Source organism: Marinobacterium sp. NO-S09, from assembly GCF_059179545.1.
In genome coordinates, this window is record NZ_CP168954.1 from 4,026,551 (window position 1) to 4,045,380 (window position 18,830).

Here is an 18,830-nt window from a genome sequence, read left to right on the forward strand (position 1 = left end):
TTCAATGTCCTCCCCCATTCATCACGCTGTTGCGCACCCGAGGATCTACCACGGCCAGTACCACATCGGTGATAAAGTTCATGCTGATCACCACCAGTGCCACCAGAAACAAAATACCGGCCGCCAGCTCCTGATCGTTGGTCATGGCCAGGGCTTCGATCAGCAGTGCAGCCGCATCGGTCAACCCGATCACCACCGCCACAATCGGCAGATCGTTGAAGATCCTCTGATAGTCAAATCCCACCGAGTTGAACAGTGGGCTGATAGAGTGGCGTACCGGATAACGCGTCCAGAGACGCATGCCGTCGATGCCCCTTGCGCGCGCGGCTTCCACATACAGCTTGTTGGACTCATCCACTACCAGGGCGCGAACGGTCTGAAGCTGGAGCGCTGTGGCCGCCCAGCCAATCACCAGAATCGGCAACCAGATGTGGCCCAGAAAGTCCTGCAACTTGCCCCACTGAAAACCGGTCTCGGCAAACCAGGGTTCACTCCGCCAGGCATCCGAGAACAGGCCGGTCGGCGTGGGTTCACCGGCAAAGACATAGAGCAGGATAATGCTCAGCGCGAGCAGGAAGTTGGGCAACGCCAGCCCCAGATAGCTGATCAGTCGCAGCTGAAGGTCAACCAGCTTTGCCAGTATCAGCCCCAGGCTATTGCGTACACGGCGCAGTGGGCTGTGATGAGCCTTGCGGTCAAGCCAGGGCTTGTTCAATGACCAGGCCGATACGATGCCGAACGGCACAGCAATCAGGTAGGCGAATATCAGGCCGGCAATACAGAATCCGAAGCTGAGCCAAAACCGATCCCCCAGTGCCGCATTCACGGACTGACGCTTGGAGCAGCTGAAGCCCAGGTCTCCCTTGGTGCCCAGATCAAACACCCAATTCGCCCAGCGTACCGGCAGCGGCTTGTCCAGACCCATACGAGCACGTTCGGCCGCCAGCTGAGCCTCGGTAATCACCTCACCCTGGGTGTTTTTGTAGGCGATCATCTTTTCGGCACAATCACCCGGAAGTACTTCCATTAGACTGAACACGATGGCACTCACCAGCAACAACGTGCCCAGGGCAAGCAGGTAACGGTTGAAAATGTAGTGAAACAGTTGGCTGCGTCGACTGCGCGACCAGAGCAACGCTGCCGTGGCCAATAACAGCCACAGCAGCCAAGTATCAGACAAAAATGCTAGCATGGTTTTTTCCGCTCAAGACAGCGCCCCGGCCGAAGCAGGGGCGGTCATATCAGTCTTCCAGGTACCACTGCGTCGGCAGGTAGGGATACATGCGGTAATAGTCGTAAGAGGAGGTTTTGGGCACCTCAAAATTTTTCAGCTTCTTACTGAAGTAGACCGGTGCCACCGCCTTGGCTGTACCGATGATGAACAGGTCATCGACGGTCAGCTGGGCAATCTTACGGCCAATTTCAGCCGACTCATCCGACCCCAGAGCCTTCTGGGTGAACGCCTCTGCCAATGGCAGCATATCCATCACCGACTGCGGTGGCTGACTGCCTTCGGCCCCCTCGGTCTGCAGATAGCGTGCCCACTCCATGCCCGTACGCAGGTCGAAGAAGGTGCCATAGGGCGGAATCAACCAGGAGGAATCGCTGGCAACGACCGACTGCGGACGCCCCATGGTCCAGGTCAGAACGCTCAGATCATTGGCGGTCTGTGAATTTCGGTATTCGTCAGAGGTCACCTCTTTCATCGACGTGCGCACACCCAGATCACGCCAGTTGGCACTGATGATTTCCACCACCTTGGTGGCAATACCCTGAGTAGCGTAACGAATATCCAGATCCAGGCGTTCGCCAGACGGCAGATCCCGCCAGCCATCACCGTCACGGTCTGTCAGGCCGGTGGCGTCCAGCAGACTCTTGGCCTGTTCCGGGTTGTATTCGATGAAGGCATTTTTCTGTGTATCGGTAACAAAAGGAGCCGTATCCGGGTCAAAGGCGGTGTACTGCATCGGCTTGCCCAGACCGAAGTACGCGACTTCGTTGATACGCTCGCGGTCGATGCCCAGCGACATCGCCTGACGGAACTCGACCTTGTTGAACAGCGCACGCTTTTCGGCGTCCTTATCAGTCAGGTTGAATGCGATGGTCGACAACCCGATGGTCGGGCGCAGTGCAATCTCATAGTTGCCCTGCTGACGGTTTTCCAGCAGCACCGGCGCAGACGGCAGGTTCACCGCCTGAGCCTTGTAGTCCACCTCACCGGCGATCATCTTGGCGGTCTGAATATCTTCATCACCGATATAGACTTCGCTGATCTCGTTGATGTAAGGCAGCTGCTGACCGGCGGTATCAACCTGGAAGAAATAGGGGTTGGCCACCAGACGTCGCCCTTCCAGGGTGTCTTCTATAACGATGTGCGATTCAAGCGTGGGCGCAACGGCTGGAAGGCCGGCACCCTGCAAGCGTTTGACCGCGTCCTTGTCTTTCAACAGTGGTGTTGGAATATCTTTCCAATCGGACTGACCGTAATAAAATGTCAGCGCCGCATAGCCATCTTCAAAACCCAGTGACTGTGCCAGTGCATCGGCTTCCGAATTGATCGCCGGGTGGAAACGGCCCAGCAAATGTTTGGGCTGAAACGGCTGCGCATAGTCATTGGCAAACATGGCGGTCAGACCGGGGCGCGGCGCATTCAGTGTGAAGCGTACTTGGGTCGGACTGAGCGCTTCCACGGTCATCGGCTTGCCTTCGGACAGGAAACGGTCCTTCGGCTTGGCCGTGACTTTCGGATCCATGATCAGGTGGTTGTACCAGAAGGCAATATCCTCAGCCGTGAACGGCTCACCATCGGACCATTTATGACCTTCACGCAGTGTCAGGGTCAATTCGGTGAAACCAGCGTTCCACTCCCAGCTTTTGGCGACGTTGGGCACGATGGTGCTCAAGTCATCGCTGAAACGCAGCAGGTTGACATGACGCACAGAAAGCAGGTCTGAGGTGCCAGACTCCGTCGCCTTGGAGATACCGTCCAGTACCCCACCGTACTGGCCGATCTTGCCGTAGGGTGCAATCACCAGCGGCTCCTTCGTTAGCCGCTGTGCCAACGGCGGCAGTTCAGGATTACCCGAGATGCGCTGGTTCAGTGCAGCAATACCCGGGTTGGCCTTGAAGCTCAGGGTGCAGTTGTTGAGCTGCTCGTAAGCACTACGCTCATACAGATGCGGAAACTCGCCGCCGGCATCGGGTCCGGTTATAGCCGGACAGTTGGCCCAGGCCGGAACGGAGGTCAGTGCAGCGAGGCTCAGGGTCAGTAAACGCTTGCTCATCACAGGTGCTCTCTTGGTTATGGAGTCATTTGAAGTGGCGTGTGCGGGCCACGCATCCAGTGCAAAATCGGCCAGCCACGGATACGGGCCAACCGGCTCAATTCAGGGTCAGGGTTGACCACATGCGGCTTGTCACAGTGCTCCAGCAGCGGCAAATCGTTGCGTGAATCGCTATAAAAAAGGGTTTCGCTGATCGCAAGGGACTGCCCCTGCAACCAGTTCTTAAGGCGATGAACCTTGCCTTCACGGAAGCTGGGCGTACCGAGAATCCCGCCATCGAGCCGCCCGTCGGGTGTGCGTGAAAGGTCGATTGCGAGTGCATGGGGCACGCCCAGCGCGGTAGCAACGCGATGCACGATAAAATCGGCCGTCGCGGAAATGATGATGCAGCAGTCACCGGCACGGCGGTGGGCATCCAGCCGTTCCCGGGCCTGTGGAAAATGCCGGGGCAACACTCGATTGCAAACAAAGTCATCGACCTGCTGCTGCAGTGACTCGGCAGACAGGTGGCGCACCGGAGCGGTCATCACGCGGATGTAGGCAGCCATATCCAGCGTACCGCGGGCATATGCCTGCATCAGCTCGGCCTCCTGCGCCAGCAGCTCGGGACAGGCTAACCCCTGCTCCACTAGATAGGCACAGAACAGGGAAGCGGTATCACCATCGACCAGGGTTTCATCCAGATCAAAGATGGCCAGCTTCATGCCCTTACCCTCAACATCCCGGCGGGCACAGCCTTGGCATGCCCTTCCACCCCCAGCAATTCACACACCAGGCCGCAGATTTCGGTTTGTTGTGGTTGCGCAGCGGCAGCCTGTGCAAATGCATCACCTGCCACCCACAGGGGCACCTGACGCTCCACCGCCAGTGTCCCGCCATGGCTGCGGTCGTTGTTCATGCCGTGATCTGCCGTCACCAGCACCTGATAGCCTGCTGCCAGCCACTCAGGCAGGTGGTGCGACAGCAAGCCATCCATGCGACGCGCGGTATTGCGGTAGTGGCTGCTGTCGTACCCGGCACGATGCCCGGCATCGTCCACATTCATCGGATGCACCAACATGAAATCCGGCTGGTGACGGCGCAACAACCAGTCGGCATCCAGCATCAAGTGTTCATCGGGGTAATGATCCAAGTGATAGAAACACCCATGCTGAATCGGCAGCTCCGGGTCTTCGGTAAAGCGATCACGCTCTGCCACATAGGGCGCACGGTTATAAAGTTCACTGAACCAGTGATAGGCAGCAGCAGCCGTTCTCAAGCCGGCTTTGCTCGCCAGACTGAACACACTGCTCTGATTGGAAAGCCGAACGACCCGGTTATGGGTAACACCACTTTCAATCGGCGTAGCGCCAGTCAGCAGCGTTTCATACAGGGGGCGCGAGAGAGACGGCAAGGCACAGTCAAGTGCATAGCGGGTTGCCTGCCCACTATCACACAAGGCCTGCATGTAGCCCATACAGTCACGGGCTGTTTCGGCTGCCAGGCCATCAATAATGATCAGGATTACGGGGTGTTTCGCACGCATACTGCATCCATCCGATACCAGCCTTTGCCGGCGTGTGCTTGAGTTCGGATCTAAATGCTAGGGATACAGGATGATCAAACCATTACAGTAAAAAGATACCTTTATGAACGTATTGAAGCGAAGCTTATAAATATAAATCCCGACTATATCTCGTCACAAAAAAATAATTTTGCATGCAAGTCCGGAAAATAAATGACGGTTTCTGATAGACAGAGTACGGAGGTGATACGGTCACAACCAGTCGCTTGAGAGAAAAATTACCGTTCCCAGTTGTCTTAATAGATGTGCAGCTCAGACGGTAGTAGGCAAAAAGATAGTACTCCCCACACCAGCACTTTGCTGGTGTGGGGAGTATCAGGATTTCCCAAATTGAACGTAGACCACGTTATCTGAGCCAGGCGATTCCAAATCGCTTTCCGTGGTCGCGGTAAGTGAAGTCAATAATTCCCCCCAGCGCTCCCAAATGCGCACTTGTAGCGGCCAGCGATCCGCCCTGTTATAAGTCGCAATTAGTTTTGGTTCTGCATGCCCAATCATCACATCAGCCAGAAGTTTGTCGGCTCCCAAGTGCTCAGACCATGCTGTCGTCGCCGTACGCCGAAGATCATGAATGGAAAAAAGCTCCATCAGCCCCAGCGGTGCCGATGCATCTCGCTCTTTTTGCTTACGGCCCTGGAGCCTGTTCAAGGACTGAGTGGGGGTGTCTGTACCTATAGGTTGCCCTGGTAGGTCTGGAGATTCAAAAACGAACTCGGAGTGGCTCAATTGCTGCTGTTGCTTAAGGATGCCCAGACTATAGGTAGACAGAGAGATGCGGCGCTCCTGACGGGTTTTGGTTCGTTGCGCGGGTAACGTCCACAGGCCCGCATGCATATCAACTTCATCCCACTGCATTTTGGAAACTTCGCTTCGGCGAGCACCTGTTGCAATCAACATCCGCATTACGTTCCGAACAGTCATGCTGGTGCGGCCATTAGGATCATTAAGCGCCAGCAGCACTTCTGTTAATTCATCTAGCGATAAATAGCGCTCTCTTGGCGGTGAAGGACGGGCTTTAATTTTTGCAGGGGTGATACTGGCTGCCGGGCTCTCTTCAATCTGCTCTAGGTCTTCTGCATACGCCAGTATACCTTTGAGCATGATCAGGCACTGACGTGCCTCTTCCCTGGCCTTAGTCGCAGCGTCACTCAAGACCTCGATCAGCTTTGCTCTGGTGACATCCTGCACGCGCATTGAAGCAAGCTGTTTTTCAAGGTGCAGTTTCCAACGCCTCTGGCGCTGTTTGATGGTTTTATCAGTGGGTAACCGACCTGTGCGTGTAGGGTTCGCCTGGTAGTGACTCATCCAGCGTTCGAAAGCTTCTTTCATGGTCCAGGCCTGAGTGTTTTTTGCCACTTCTGCTGCACGGTATGTCCGGGGATCGATCCCTTTTCTAACCAACTGTACCGCTTCTGCATGAAGCTCACGTGCCTGCTTGAGGCTAATGGCAGGAAACTCTCCCATGCGGTAATCCGCGGCCTTACTGGCAATCGAAAATCGATACAACCAGACTTTTTGAGTGCGCCCCTTACGCAACTCAACGAAGAGTCCACTGCCCATAGAGGTATGGACGCGGAACCGTTGGACACTCCGCCCCTCTTGAAGCTTTAACGCAGCAATCTGCTTCGAAGTTGTGATTGCTTTTGCATCAACCATACCAGTTCCCTACCCCCTCGATTTCACCCAAAAGTGCACCAAGCTGCGCACCAAGGTTTTACCCAGTATAGAGCGGAATCTGATGGGACTCCATGAAACAGATAAAATCTATAACTAACTGATTTATAAAACATTAAAAGAACAATACGGGACCTTATGGAACCCCCTGAAATAGGCCAAAATTACACTCCTAAGGGGCAGGTCGCAGGTTAGAGTCCTGCCTGGGGCGCCATTATTTTCCAAAATAAGCCCTCACTCACAGCTGGCAACGCTCCTCCCCCTTCACTTGGCTTACCAACTATCAGATCTGTACTAGGCTTGTTTTAACAGCTGCTTTCTCATTCCGCATTAATGTGATACGGATAGGGGGCAAGCTAGCCTACCCCCTCAAAAGTTACTTCTGACTCATTGCGAATTCACAGCCACCATCTTCCAACTTCATAAAGGCGTCTTCACCCTTAATGACTTTTTCGATCTCAAAAATATCATTCTCTCCGCTTCTCTCGTCAGCATCTTTAATACGAACCTGCAGCATGTCATGCACCATGCGGCCATCCATCCGCAGATAGCCGTTGCGAGAAAAGAAATCTTCGACCGGTGTTTCCTTCATTTTGGCCATAACAGCATCAGACTCATCTGTACCAGCTGCTTGAACAGCTTTTAGATAATGCATCGTCGAGGAATAAGCACCGGCCTGCGCCATAGAGGGAATCTTGCCATTCATCCGCGCCATGTATCGTTTAGACCATTCGCGAGTTTGATCATCCATATCCCAATAGAAACCTGTTGTCAGCCTCATACCTCCTGCAATCGCAGGATCCAAGGCCTGGGCATTTGGCGTAAATACAAGCAAACCAGCTACATCAACCATTTCAGTAATACCAAACTCAGATGCCGTCTTGAGCGCATTCACCATGTCATTACCTGTATTGGCCAATGCAATAACATCTGCGCCAGAGGATTGGGCCTGCAGTATGTAGGAAGAAAAATCAGTGGTTGCCAGAGGCGCTCTTACGCCACCAACCACTTCTCCTCCATTTTCCTTGATCACACCGGTAGCAACTGATTCCAACGCATGGCCAAAAGCATAGTCAGCCGTGATGAAAAACCATTTCACTTTCCCTCCGGCTACCATCGGCTTAACGGTACCGTTCGCAAGCGAGACAACATCGTAGGTCCAGTGAGCGTTGTATGGAGAACACTCCTTCGTTGTGAAGGCATGGCTGGCCGGAGCAGCAATCAAAGTTATTTTGCCTGCTTCACTCATTACTTTAGTCACAGCCCCTGTTACGGCACTGGATACAGCTCCATTAATAACATCTACCTGTTCGTTTTCGATCCACTCCCGGGCAATAGTGGACCCCACATCCGGCTTGAGCTGGGTGTCGGCACTAACGACTTCGATGGGATTACCCAGTACTGTGCCACCAAAGTCTTCAACTGCCATTTGTACCGCTTCGACACTACCTTGGCCGGTGATGTCTGAATAGACACCTCCCATATCACCCAACACGCCAATTTTCACCTTGTCGTCAGATATGCTGGCCTGAGCCAGGCCTGCTGAAGTGACTAAAGCCGTGGCTGCGACTGTTTTAAACATCAGCTTCATTTTGTTCTCCAAAATTATTTTTTTTATTTCAGGGTGTACTTCGTTGATGCAAAGGTTATCCGAGTCAAAACCTAAATTTTTTAAGTATTCCCCTCCGCCCAAACCTTTAAAAAGTAAAGAAAGGATAGGCAGAGGGAAACTTAAAAAAATAATTTTCAACTTCAAAAAATTATTAGAACGAGCTAGCGCAAGCTTTATAAAACAAGTTCACTGCGAATACGCTTCTTGTTAATTTTCCCGACACTTGTTTTGGGGATTGAAACAGTGAACTCTATCCGCTCAGGGATGGCCCACTTCGCGATCTCACCATTTTCCACAAATTGTTTAAGATGGGATTTGATATCATCCGAGTCCGCTTCGCTACCATCCCTGAGTACGATAGTAGCAACAGGTCGCTCATCCCATCTTTCATCAGGAACCCCAACAACGGCAACCTCTAACACGGCCGGGTGTTTGCTTATAAGATTTTCCAGCTCAATCGTAGAAATCCACTCTCCACCAGTCTTGATCACGTCCTTGATCCGATCCTTTATCTGAAGAGTGTTTTTACTGTTGATCGATCCGACATCTCCGGTGTGCAACCAGCCGCCTTCCCACAGTTCTGCGCTTTTCTCCGGTTCTTTCAGATACCCCTGGGTCAACCAGGGTGCGCGGGCAACTACTTCACCAACGGCGTCCCCATCGTGAGGAACATCATTGCCTTCGGCATCCACAATACGAATATCGACCAATGGAGTAGGCACACCGGCAAGGATTCGGGCAGCGCTTTGATCGGCCATCGGCCGTGCGCGTTCTTCATCGGTCAGGTTGACCATGGTGATAACCGGACAAGTTTCGGACATTCCATAGGCGGTCACGAAATTGATGCCACGTTCAGCCATCTGAGCTGACAAAGCCTGGGTAGGTGCTGAGCCACCGGTGAGCATATTCCAGCCCGAAAGATCTGTGGTCTTGGCTTCATCGCAATTAAGCACCATTTGCAGAACGGTCGGGACACCATGGGAGAATGTCACGCCTTCCTCACGAAACAACTGAACCAGGCGGTTGGGTTCATAACGTCCCGGATAGACCTGTTTGACCCCAAGCATGGTGGCAATATAAGGCACACCCCAGGCATGGACATGGAACATCGGCGTCATAGGCATGTAGACATCGTCACTTCGCAACAGCCCATTTGCATCAGAGCTACCCAATGTGATCGCGATACCCAACGTGTGCAGTACTAATTGGCGATGACTGAAATACACCCCTTTCGGATTACCGGTAGTACCTGTGGTGTAAAAAGTGGTTGCGACCGAGTTTTCATCAAAATCCGGAAAGTCATACTCGGTATCCGCTTCGGCCAGCATGGACTCGTATTCGCCAATCGCATTCAGACTGGTAGCAGCCGCATTTGGAGAGTCTGTCAGCTGTACATAGCCACGAACGGTTTTCAGTTGAGATGAAACCTGTTCAACCAGCGGCAAAAAATCATCGTGAACCAGCAGAATGTCATCTTCGGCGTGATTCATGGTGTAGATGATCTGATCAGGGCTCAGACGAATATTCACATGATGTAAAACCGCGCCAATCATGGGTACAGCAAAATAGGCTTCCAGGTAGCGATGGCTGTCCCAATCCATGACTGCCACGGTGTCGCCGGCCCCCACTCCTGCTTTTGTCAGAGCATTTGCCAAACGAGCGATGCGTTCATTAAGTGTAAGGTAGTTGTAGCGGCAAATATCGCTATAGACGATTTCATTTTCGGGTGAATAACGCTTACCCGACAGCAGTAAATTTTTGATCAACAGAGGATATTGGTAGGCGTTCTCTGCGGAGGGCAGCAGCTTTGTTTTTTTCATGATTTACCTCATGTTTTTATTGGAGTTATGAGGTGCATAAAGCAAGGCCGATGCCAAACACGAAAAAAACCGTAATATATTGATTTTATTGAAAATAACTCAAGAACAGGCTTTAAAAAACGAGCCGATGCGCGGGTAGCGCTCATTTCCTTTCAAAATCATGAGCGGATACCGCTCACCTCGAACTAGACGATGGGCGGGGGTCAACTACAGGAATAGCAATACATGGTAACAAGGGTAGACGAGGCTTTAGGGCATCAGGGACGCTGCTCGGGCAAATAGATTTTCCAATTCCCAAGCATACGCTTGGCCGGAGGAAACTCCTCATTTGGAACCGATTCGCCAATAGCAATAACCTGCATGATCTGATGGCTGTCAGGGTCGATCCATGATTGAAACCCCGGAGGGTCTTCAGGAAGTGAGAGTTTGAGACCTTCCAATGATTTTCTAATGCCCTCAGCATCGGTTGTCTCTGCCTGGCGCCAAGCCTCAGCTATTGCCAGAATGGCCGCATATCCGCTCTGGGCAATGAAGTTGGGATAACGACCACTACGACGATAAAACTCAGTCACAAACGCCCGGTTTCTTGGCGTGTCCGGCCAGTTATTATGGTGCTGACCTGACAAAATGACCCCGGGAGGCAAGTCATTGCCCAGCGCTGCAAGCACGTCATACCCTCCACCCGTGTCGAAATTGGCCAAAAGGCTAACTTCCAATAACCCCTGCAAGTGCGCCTGGCGAAGGAAGTTCGCAAAATCATCACCGAAAAAATTGCAGATAATAATGTCGGGAGGCGAGGCCAGTAAGGCTTCAATATAGGAAGAGTAATCAGGCTCCCAGAGTTTGGGAAAATATTCCCCAGTGATCTTGAAAGGCACTCCTAGCTCCTCCAGACCCTCCACTAAATCGTCAAATGCCTGATGGCCATAGTCATAATCGGGTCCAACATACGCCAATGTGGACCAGGCTCTCTCTGATCGCATTTCCTTCAGGTAACGCGCACCGACACGCATGGACTGTCGGCTATCATTATTAACCCTGAAATACCAAGGGTTCACTGGCTCCCGCGTAAGCCGGGACGAGCTGTGGCCCGCTCCTATGAAAAGCATCTTCTGCTGCTCGGCATAGGCGCTGATCTCATGTGCGATACTTGAGTAGACAACACCACACAAAATATCGACGCCCTGTTCCTCAACCAACTGTTGCGCGAGCGTTAAACTACGGTGACGCTTACCCTTACTGTCTTCAAGAAAAACCTTCAGACGCGGGTATAGTTTAGGGTTATCCGTCTTTAGATATTCTTGATTCAATTGCTCCAGTCGATCCAGAGCCATCTGAATGGCCACACCTGCATCACGACCAAAAAAGCCCATCGGCCCTGTCAATGGATAAAGACAACCGACCTCTAGTTGAGGCTCTTTTGGCTGTAGTTTTTGCCCATACACCAAAGGGGATAAAGACCAAAGCAGGATAAACATAGCCATAGGTTTGCCCATTAACTGCAGCAAACTCCATAGATTCTCATTCTTCACTGGTTTATCCCCAGTTTCTGTAAACGCCGCTTCAAGGCATGGCGAGATATCCCAAGCTTCTCTGCTGTAGCACCCTTGTGCCCACCCGTTTCCTGTAGAGCGCTGTGAATAATGTTCCGCTCCGTTTCTGCCAAACGGTCGTCAATCGAACCATCAAGCATCGAGAGGGAGTAGTCGGTTGTCTGCATTTCTGGCGGCAGCATGGATAGAGTGACCACTTCACCTGGGTAGAGTACCGTCAAACGTTCCAGTAGATTTCTCAGCTCGCGGATGTTCCCAGGCCATTTATAATCGACCAAATAAGACAAAATTTCTGGCTCAAACTGCACGGGGGAGCAGCCTTCACTCGCAGCCATTTTCAGACTGAAATGCTCGATCAGCAACGGAATGTCCTCCCGCCGTTGAGCTAACTCCGGAACCCTAACAGGCATTACGTTCAGCCGGTAATAAAGGTCTGCTCTGAAGCCTCCGGCTTCTACCGCTTTTTCCAAATCCCGATTAGTCGCGGCAACCACCCTTGCCTCCGCTTGGTATAAACGGCTCGAGCCGATTGGTCTGTAGGTATGATTTTCCAGAAAGCTTAATAATTTGGCCTGTAAAGCCAGTGGCACTTCTCCAATCTCATCCAAAAACAGCGTTCCGCCATTCGCCAATTCAACCAACCCTGAGCGACGCTGATCAGCGCCTGTATAAGCGCCCTTTTCGGCCCCAAAGAGCTCTGCTTCCAACAGTTGTTCAGGTAATGCCGCACAATTCACCTCCACAAAAGGGCCGGAAGCCACTTTCGACTGTTGATGAATTTCCCGTGCAACTGCCGTTTTTCCTGTACCCGAGGCGCCCTGCAAGAGCAGGTTTTTGGCGTTGCTACGCGCAATTCGCGTCACATCTTCATGTAAACGCCGCATTGCAACACTCCTTCCGACAAGCCGCGTATCCCTGACCTCCCTTTCACGGAAAAATCGCACTTCCCGCTCCAACCTGTAACGCTCCAAGGTATGTGCAATCAGCAGCTTAAGCTCATGAACATCAAAGGGTTTAGTAATAAAATCCAAAGCACCACTTTTAACCGCGTTGATGGCGACTTTAATATCCCCATGAGCAGAAAACATCACAACCGGACAGCTCGGTAATTGCAGCTGTAACTGCTTCAGGACCTCAAGGCCGCTCACATCGGGTAGGCGCAAGTCGAGCAGCACAAGATCAGGCAGAAGATCCAACGCTTTTTCGATTCCAGTACTCCCCGTAAAAGCAGTCGCTATTCGGTAGCTGTCAGCTTCCAATGCCAACTGTAATGAGCGAACCAGACGCTGCTCATCATCAATGATCAAAATCAGTGAGTTATCCATGAATGTCCTTGAAAGCATTAAAAGCCAGTGATACCCGAGTACCGGCTTGCAGCTCACTACTAATTCGCAAGTCTCCACCATTTAACTGGACCAGCCGCTTGGAGATAGATAGTCCCAGGCCGGTGCCTTGGCTTCGGGTGGTGTAAAAAGGCTCCGTAGCCCTTTCCAGTGTTTCGGAGGACATGCCGATACCTGTATCAATGACGTTAATTACCATCTGATCTTCGACAGTTTGAACATCAAGGCTCAATATGCCCCCATTGGGCATCGCTTGAATAGCGTTGAGCGCCAAGTTCATTAGCACCTGCTGGATCTGATTTTCATCGACACATAAAGAGGTAGATTGCTCCCCCAATAACCTTAGCTCTATGTTTTCTCTAACGGCGAGGGGTTCTATCAACGCAGACAGTCTTCGGAGCAAGTGACCAGCGGTCACCCAAGTCCGCTCAGGGTCTACAGGGCGAGCAAAACTTAGCAGGTTTTCAACAACCTCATTAACGCGATCGATCTCTTCCAAAACCAGTGTGACTAATTCAGCACTGCGCGGGTTGCCATCTTGAGGCAAGCTCTGCACACAGACTTTAATCGTGGCCAAGGGGTTACGCACTTCATGAGCAATACTTGCCGAGAACTCCCCAAGAACCGCTTTTTTTTCAACATCAAGACGGGAGTCGATTAATGCTTGCAACCTCCCCCCCATACGATTGAAGGCACTGGCTAACAGGGTGAATTCATCATGCCCCTCAGGCGGGATGTGTATGTTCCAGTCGCCTCTGGACACAGCTTCCGCCCCATCAATCAAAGGCCCTAGCCTTCTTTTTGTCCGCAAAATGACCATCAGGAAGAAGCCGCTGACGAGTATTACCGATACGCCAGCCCCCACCAGAAAGGCTGGACGCCTGAGCTCCTGACTAAAATCCACTCCAGGATGATGCTTAATCACCTCAAGCGACCAGCCGGGTGCAAATGCTTCATTGAGCCAACCAGGTGTTTGATCTTGCGCAAGCTGGCCATTGACTGTAAATCGCTGACCTTCGTCAGTACTCAAAAAGGGGGTAAACCCATCAATCCGTGACTGTTTTTTCAAAATTTCAGTCAGGCTGGAAAAACGGATATGCAACGCCACATATCCAGCAACTTCCGTTTCACCAGATGAGGCCGGCAACGGCGCCGCCAGCAAAAACCAGCCCGAACGACCGGGTATGGGCTCTTGAGGACCTATCAACCAGAAATCAGAAAATCTCTTTCTGGGCAAGCCAGTCAGCGGAAGCTTCTTCTCCCCCCAATAAGGTGCCCCCGATGATGCAACACCTGGTAACGCAGTGCGTAATTGCCATTGAGCATCAAAGAAAAGCACACCATAGATATCAAAGCTGTCGGTTTCGAAACTGATAAGCTCACGTGTCGATTCCAGTTCCGATGACGCTCGAGCTTCAGACAGAAACCGTTCGATATTGGGCAGGTCCACAATTGTTTCCAGCTCGAACTGCCGGGCTTTCAGAAAGCCTGATAGTGCAGCGCGGGTAGCATTCATGGAATGTTGAACTTCCTGTTCTCCCAGACTTTCAAGTAATTCGCCGGTGAAGCGATCATAAAGCCAAGTAACTACAACCAGTGGTAGCACCGTGATTAGCAATGCGATGATCAGATAACGCCGCACAAAACCATGGCGCCACAAACTGATTTTCTTTTGGCTTTCAGCAGGTTCTCGCAACGTCGAGTCACTCTCCAGTATCGGCATAAACCTGAGTCTACCCTGTTTCCACAGGGTTGATTAGAACTGCGTTTTTCAATACCCCCGAAAAGCCAGATAAACATCGCGTACACATGTTGGGAATTTTGTAACCACGCGGGTTACCTTGTCTCTTGTCTCTTGTCTCTTGTCTCTTGTCTCTTGAGACAATAAGTCAGCTGTACTTCACCATTTACTGCATACATGTGCCTTCCCTAATACACAGTGTCTTAATTTTGAGCCACATCAAGGCTCAAAAATTGGCAGACGAGGTTTTTTGCTGCTACTATCACCCTAGGTTTGGCTGTGTCAGCGGTCCGACTTATTACTCCAGCGAAAGAATCTCTCCCGAAAAGGCAACTGCCCCAAGAGCGGCAGACGCAAAGCCAAGGGCCAATTGGATTGGCTGCCTGGCTACCGAAAGAGAGATTCACCCTAATCGCTACTATTGGTCGCAACTGGCCATCTTCCTATACGTGTACAATCTACCTGTCATCTGTAAACAATCTGCTTAAGCAGCAGCTACAACGCAGGACCTGCCTGTCTGCTTGGCCCGTTATACCTGCTTCAAGCACACCCTCTTCTATTATCCTTTTCTTGATTGCTCGACTTGCTTTCGCCCACAAGCGCTTCCCTTGTAAATTCCCGCTCCGCATCAAGCTTGGTTCGGCTTCGTCATAAGAATACCTGCGGCTATGTCATTTCAATCTTGATCAATGTCTCTAATTAGATACACTAAAACAATCCTTACAGCGAACATCCGGACTGATGAAGAGCTGTCTGGAACTCTCCAGCCGTGGGTGACCTGTGCCGGCACCCACACCCTCACTTTCATCCCTCATTCAGCCATCGCTGGATAGACTCGCGCCAGAACCAACGCCTAAACAGCCTTGCAGACCAGCATCCGCGCTGTGTCCTGGAGAGAATTTCCATGCATACATCCAAAGGTACGCTTCGCCGCGCCTTCTCTTTAGTATTGTTTGCCGCTCTGCTCAGTGCCTGCAGCCACGACCGTTATCTGTTTATCGAGCGGGCCGACCTGAACCAGCTGAATCAGCAACTGCATCAACAGCAGAGCCGCCTGGAGACTCTGGCCGCCGTAAACCAGCAACAGCTGGATACGCTGAACCAGACCCAGCGCTATCAACACCAGGAAATGAGTGCTGCGCTGAAAGAGCAAAGCCGTTCTCTGGCTCAACTCCAGTACACGCGCCCGCCGGCTCGCCCGGCGAATCCTTCACCCACTACCAATCAGACCAGTGGCCGTTACCAGGGCAAGCTGGTGGTCGGGGAAGTAGAGAAATTTTTCCTGGCAACACCTGGGTTAATCTTTGATGCACGTATCGATAGCGGTGCAACAACCTCATCCCTGCACGCCACCAACATTCAGCCCTTTGAGCGTGACGGCGAAGACTGGGTCAGATTTGAGATCGCCCACCCCGAAGCAGAGGATCCCATCGTGCTGGAGCGCCCCCTGTCCCGACGCGCCCGCATTATTCAGGCCAACAGTGAAGAAGCTGAACGCCGTCCGGTTGTCGAATTGCCGTTTGTCATTGGCGACCATCGCCAGAGTGCCGAATTTACCCTCAATGATCGTGGCCACCTGACCTATCCGGTATTGATTGGCCGCAACGTCCTGCGCGATGTCATGTTGATCGATGTCGGGCGGGAACACGTCACTCAGTTGCCCGAAGGGCTCAAGACACCTGATAGCCAGGAAGACTCACAATGATTCGTCGTTCACGTGCCCCCTTTTACCTGGCCGTCATGTTGCTGATTCTGGCGGGCCTGGCACTGGCCGTCATTCGTCATGTCCAGATGGGTGTGCCCTGGCTGCCCGGCAAGCAGCAACCCGTCTGGCTGGTCGAAGCGCGAATCGACTTTGAAGCCTGGGGTGAACCCGTCAAAGTTAATTTGAACATCCCCGAGCAGCCGCCCGGCTTTTATACATTAACCGAGCAAGCCGCTTCGCCCGGCTATGGCTTTGCCATCACCGAACAGCAGAAAGACCGCCGCGCCGAATGGACTATTCGTAATGCTAGCGGCCCACAGACACTCTATTTCAAGACGCGTCTGATTCCTGATGCCTATGCTCAGGAAGCACCATTGGAGCCCGGCCCGGTAGATGCCACCGAAGTGTTTCTGGAAGAGCCCGCTGCCACAGCCGCCAGCGCACTGCTGCAACAGGCTGAAGCGCGTTCAAGTGGCCCTGCCAGCCTGACACGTGAGCTGATTACCCTGCTGACCAGCCAAACACCAGACCAGAACACCCGCCTGCTGCTCAGCCAGGAATCGTTATCCAGCACGCTGGTGCAACTGCTCAACTCGGCCGGAATTCCGGCACGCATTGCCGATGGCCTGAAACTGGAAGACGCACGCCGCCAGCAGACGCTTGAACCCTGGCTGCAGGTGCATGATGGCGACCGCTGGCTCACCTTTGACCCCCGTACCGGTGCCCAGGGTGTTCCCGAAGACGTCCTGCTGTGGCGCCAGACCCAGGGCCCTCTGCTGGATGTGATGGGCGGTTCAGGCTCGCGGGTACACTTTTCCATGCTGCGACAGACCCTGCCGGCACTGCAGATTCTGCGCTCGGAAGCCAGCAGCGACCGCAGCTTTGGCGCCCTGAGCCTGTACCAGCTTCCGGTTGAGCAGCAGAGCATGTTCCGAATGCTGTTATTGCTGCCGCTGGGAGCTCTCGTAGTCTGCCTGATGCGCATTCTGGTGGGCATCAAAACCTCCGGCACCTTTATGCCGGTCCTGATTGCGGTGGCCTTTGTGCAAACATCGCTGGTACCGGGGCTTGCTGCATTTATCAGCGTGGTAACACTGGGGCTTGTGATGCGGGGCTACCTGTCCAGCCTCAACCTGCTGCTGGTCTCGCGTATCTCGGCGCTGATTATTCTGGTGCTGTTTATTACGGCCGGCATCAGCATTATCGGCTACCAGATGGGCTTCAGCACCGGCATGACGGTCACCTTCTTCCCCATGGTTATTCTGGCCTGGACCATAGAGCGCATGTCGATCCTGTGGGAAGAGGAAGGCGCTCATGAGGTTCTGATCCAGGGTGCAGGCAGCCTGCTGGTGGCCATACTGGCCTACCTTGTCATGCGTTCGCCACTGGCCGAGCACCTCAGTTTCAACTTCCCGGAACTGCATTTGGTCGTACTGGGCATCATCCTGCTGCTGGGGCAGTACACCGGCTACAAACTGACGGAGCTGCGCCGTTTCGCGCCCATGAAGGGGTATCACTGATGTTTGACTGGATTAGACCAAGGGAACTGAAGCAGCTGGGCATGCTCAGCATGAACAAGCGCAACATCGACTATATCGCTCGCTACAACGACCGCAGTGCCTTCCCGCTGGTGGATAACAAACTGCTTACCAAACAGATTGTCGATGAGTACGAGGTGGCCAGCCCCAGCCTGCTGCAGGTCGTGCGTGAGCAACATGAGATCGCCCACTTTCGCGAACAGGTCGCCAACCTGGACGGTTTCGCCATCAAGCCCGCCAAAGGCTCGGGCGGCAAGGGGATACTGGTGATCACGGGGCGCGAAGGCGAAGATTTCCTTAAGCCTTCCGGCAGTTGCATCAGCCTGGCCGATATTGAGCGCCACCTGTCGAACATTCTGGCTGGGCTCTACTCGCTGGGCGGATCTCCGGATGTCGCCGTCATTGAATCTCTGGTACGCAGCGAGCCAAGGCTTTCCGCCTACTCCCATCAGGGCGTGCCCGATATCCGCATCGTCGTCTTCAAAGGCTACCCGGTGATGGCCATGTTGCGACTGGCAACTCAGGCATCCGATGGCAAGGCGAACCTGCACCAGGGAGCGGTCGGCGTTGGCCTCAATCTGGCCAATGGCCATGCGCTCAATGCCGTACAGTTTGACCGCCCCATCAGCGAGCACCCGGATAATGGCCTGCGCCTGAGCGATATTCGTATCGATAATTGGCGCTACCTGCTGGGAATGGCCAGCCGCTGTTACGAAGCCACTGGGCTGGGCTACATGGGCGTCGATCTGGTGGTGGATGAAACTCTCGGGCCGCTGCTGCTGGAACTGAACGCGCGCCCCGGGCTCGCGATTCAAATCGCCAACGGCCAGGGACTGTTGCCCCGCCTGCATGCGGTGGAAGCGTTGAAGCGCCCACATCTAACGCCGGAGGAGCGCGTGCATTGGGCGATGGGAGAGGCCGGTGCTGAGGAAATTATGCAGCCGCGGCCAGTGGAACCTTCACTGGCATCAGCGCTGCATGCCTAAGACCGGTTTA

13 protein-coding genes and 1 riboswitch are annotated in these 18,830 nt (G+C 53.1%); of the genes, 3 read left to right on the forward strand and 10 right to left on the reverse strand.

Annotation, left to right across the window (positions count from 1 at the left end; all coding sequences use genetic code 11):
* Position 1: 1 nt before the first annotated feature.
* The 10 genes from O3C79_RS18585 to O3C79_RS18630 form a co-directional block, all read right to left on the reverse strand.
* Positions 2 to 1,192: an ABC transporter permease gene (locus O3C79_RS18585; protein WP_494384292.1), complete on the reverse strand. Its 1,191-nt coding sequence runs from the start codon at positions 1,190 to 1,192 to the stop codon at positions 2 to 4.
* A 49-nt stretch (positions 1,193 to 1,241) separates the two neighbouring features.
* Positions 1,242 to 3,284 (reverse strand): ABC transporter substrate-binding protein, encoded by a 2,043-nt coding sequence (locus O3C79_RS18590; protein ID WP_494384293.1) that lies wholly within the window; start codon positions 3,282 to 3,284, stop codon positions 1,242 to 1,244.
* Between the two features lie 17 nt (positions 3,285 to 3,301).
* A complete protein-coding gene (locus O3C79_RS18595; RefSeq protein ID WP_494384294.1) occupies positions 3,302 to 3,988 on the reverse strand; it encodes an HAD family hydrolase in 687 nt (228 codons plus the stop codon).
* Positions 3,985 to 4,809 carry an alkaline phosphatase family protein gene (locus O3C79_RS18600; RefSeq protein ID WP_494384295.1) on the reverse strand — a complete coding sequence of 275 codons (825 nt, stop codon included), beginning with the start codon at positions 4,807 to 4,809 and terminating at the stop codon, positions 3,985 to 3,987. Before O3C79_RS18600 ends, O3C79_RS18595 begins: the two co-directional genes overlap by 4 nt.
* Before the next feature lie 354 nt (positions 4,810 to 5,163).
* On the reverse strand, positions 5,164 to 6,504 hold the full coding sequence (locus O3C79_RS18605) for a tyrosine-type recombinase/integrase (protein ID WP_494384296.1): 1,341 nt from the start codon (positions 6,502 to 6,504) through the stop codon (positions 5,164 to 5,166).
* Positions 6,505 to 6,898: 394 nt separating this feature from the next.
* A complete protein-coding gene (locus O3C79_RS18610; protein ID WP_494385811.1) occupies positions 6,899 to 8,113 on the reverse strand; it encodes an ABC transporter substrate-binding protein in 1,215 nt (404 codons plus the stop codon).
* A gap of 194 nt (positions 8,114 to 8,307) precedes the next feature.
* A complete protein-coding gene (locus tag O3C79_RS18615; protein ID WP_494384297.1) occupies positions 8,308 to 9,954 on the reverse strand; it encodes a fatty acid--CoA ligase in 1,647 nt (548 codons plus the stop codon).
* Between the two features lie 257 nt (positions 9,955 to 10,211).
* On the reverse strand, positions 10,212 to 11,486 hold the full coding sequence (locus tag O3C79_RS18620; protein ID WP_494384298.1) for an ABC transporter substrate-binding protein: 1,275 nt from the start codon (positions 11,484 to 11,486) through the stop codon (positions 10,212 to 10,214).
* Positions 11,483 to 12,832, reverse strand: coding sequence for a sigma-54-dependent transcriptional regulator (locus O3C79_RS18625; protein WP_494384299.1), 1,350 nt, complete (start codon positions 12,830 to 12,832; stop codon positions 11,483 to 11,485). Before O3C79_RS18625 ends, O3C79_RS18620 begins: the two co-directional genes overlap by 4 nt.
* The gene (locus O3C79_RS18630; RefSeq protein ID WP_494384300.1) at positions 12,825 to 14,573 is read right to left on the reverse strand and encodes an ATP-binding protein; all 1,749 of its coding nucleotides are present in this window, start codon (positions 14,571 to 14,573) and stop codon (positions 12,825 to 12,827) included. The genes O3C79_RS18625 and O3C79_RS18630 overlap by 8 nt, the downstream gene beginning before the upstream one ends.
* A 336-nt stretch (positions 14,574 to 14,909) precedes the next feature.
* Positions 14,910 to 14,986, forward strand: a riboswitch (cyclic di-GMP riboswitch).
* A gap of 509 nt (positions 14,987 to 15,495) precedes the next feature.
* On the opposite strand from O3C79_RS18630, the gene O3C79_RS18635 reads away from it, so the two are divergent.
* The 3 genes from O3C79_RS18635 to O3C79_RS18645 are packed head-to-tail and all read left to right on the forward strand — an operon-like array spanning position 15,496 to position 18,820.
* Complete coding sequence (locus tag O3C79_RS18635) at positions 15,496 to 16,296, forward strand: ATP-dependent zinc protease family protein (RefSeq protein WP_494384301.1); 801 nt, start codon at positions 15,496 to 15,498, stop codon at positions 16,294 to 16,296.
* A complete protein-coding gene (locus O3C79_RS18640) occupies positions 16,293 to 17,816 on the forward strand; it encodes a UUP1 family membrane protein (protein WP_494384302.1) in 1,524 nt (507 codons plus the stop codon). Before O3C79_RS18635 ends, O3C79_RS18640 begins: the two co-directional genes overlap by 4 nt.
* Positions 17,816 to 18,820, forward strand: coding sequence for an alpha-L-glutamate ligase-like protein (locus O3C79_RS18645; protein WP_494384303.1), 1,005 nt, complete (start codon positions 17,816 to 17,818; stop codon positions 18,818 to 18,820). Before O3C79_RS18640 ends, O3C79_RS18645 begins: the two co-directional genes overlap by 1 nt.
* Positions 18,821 to 18,830: the final 10 nt, after the last annotated feature.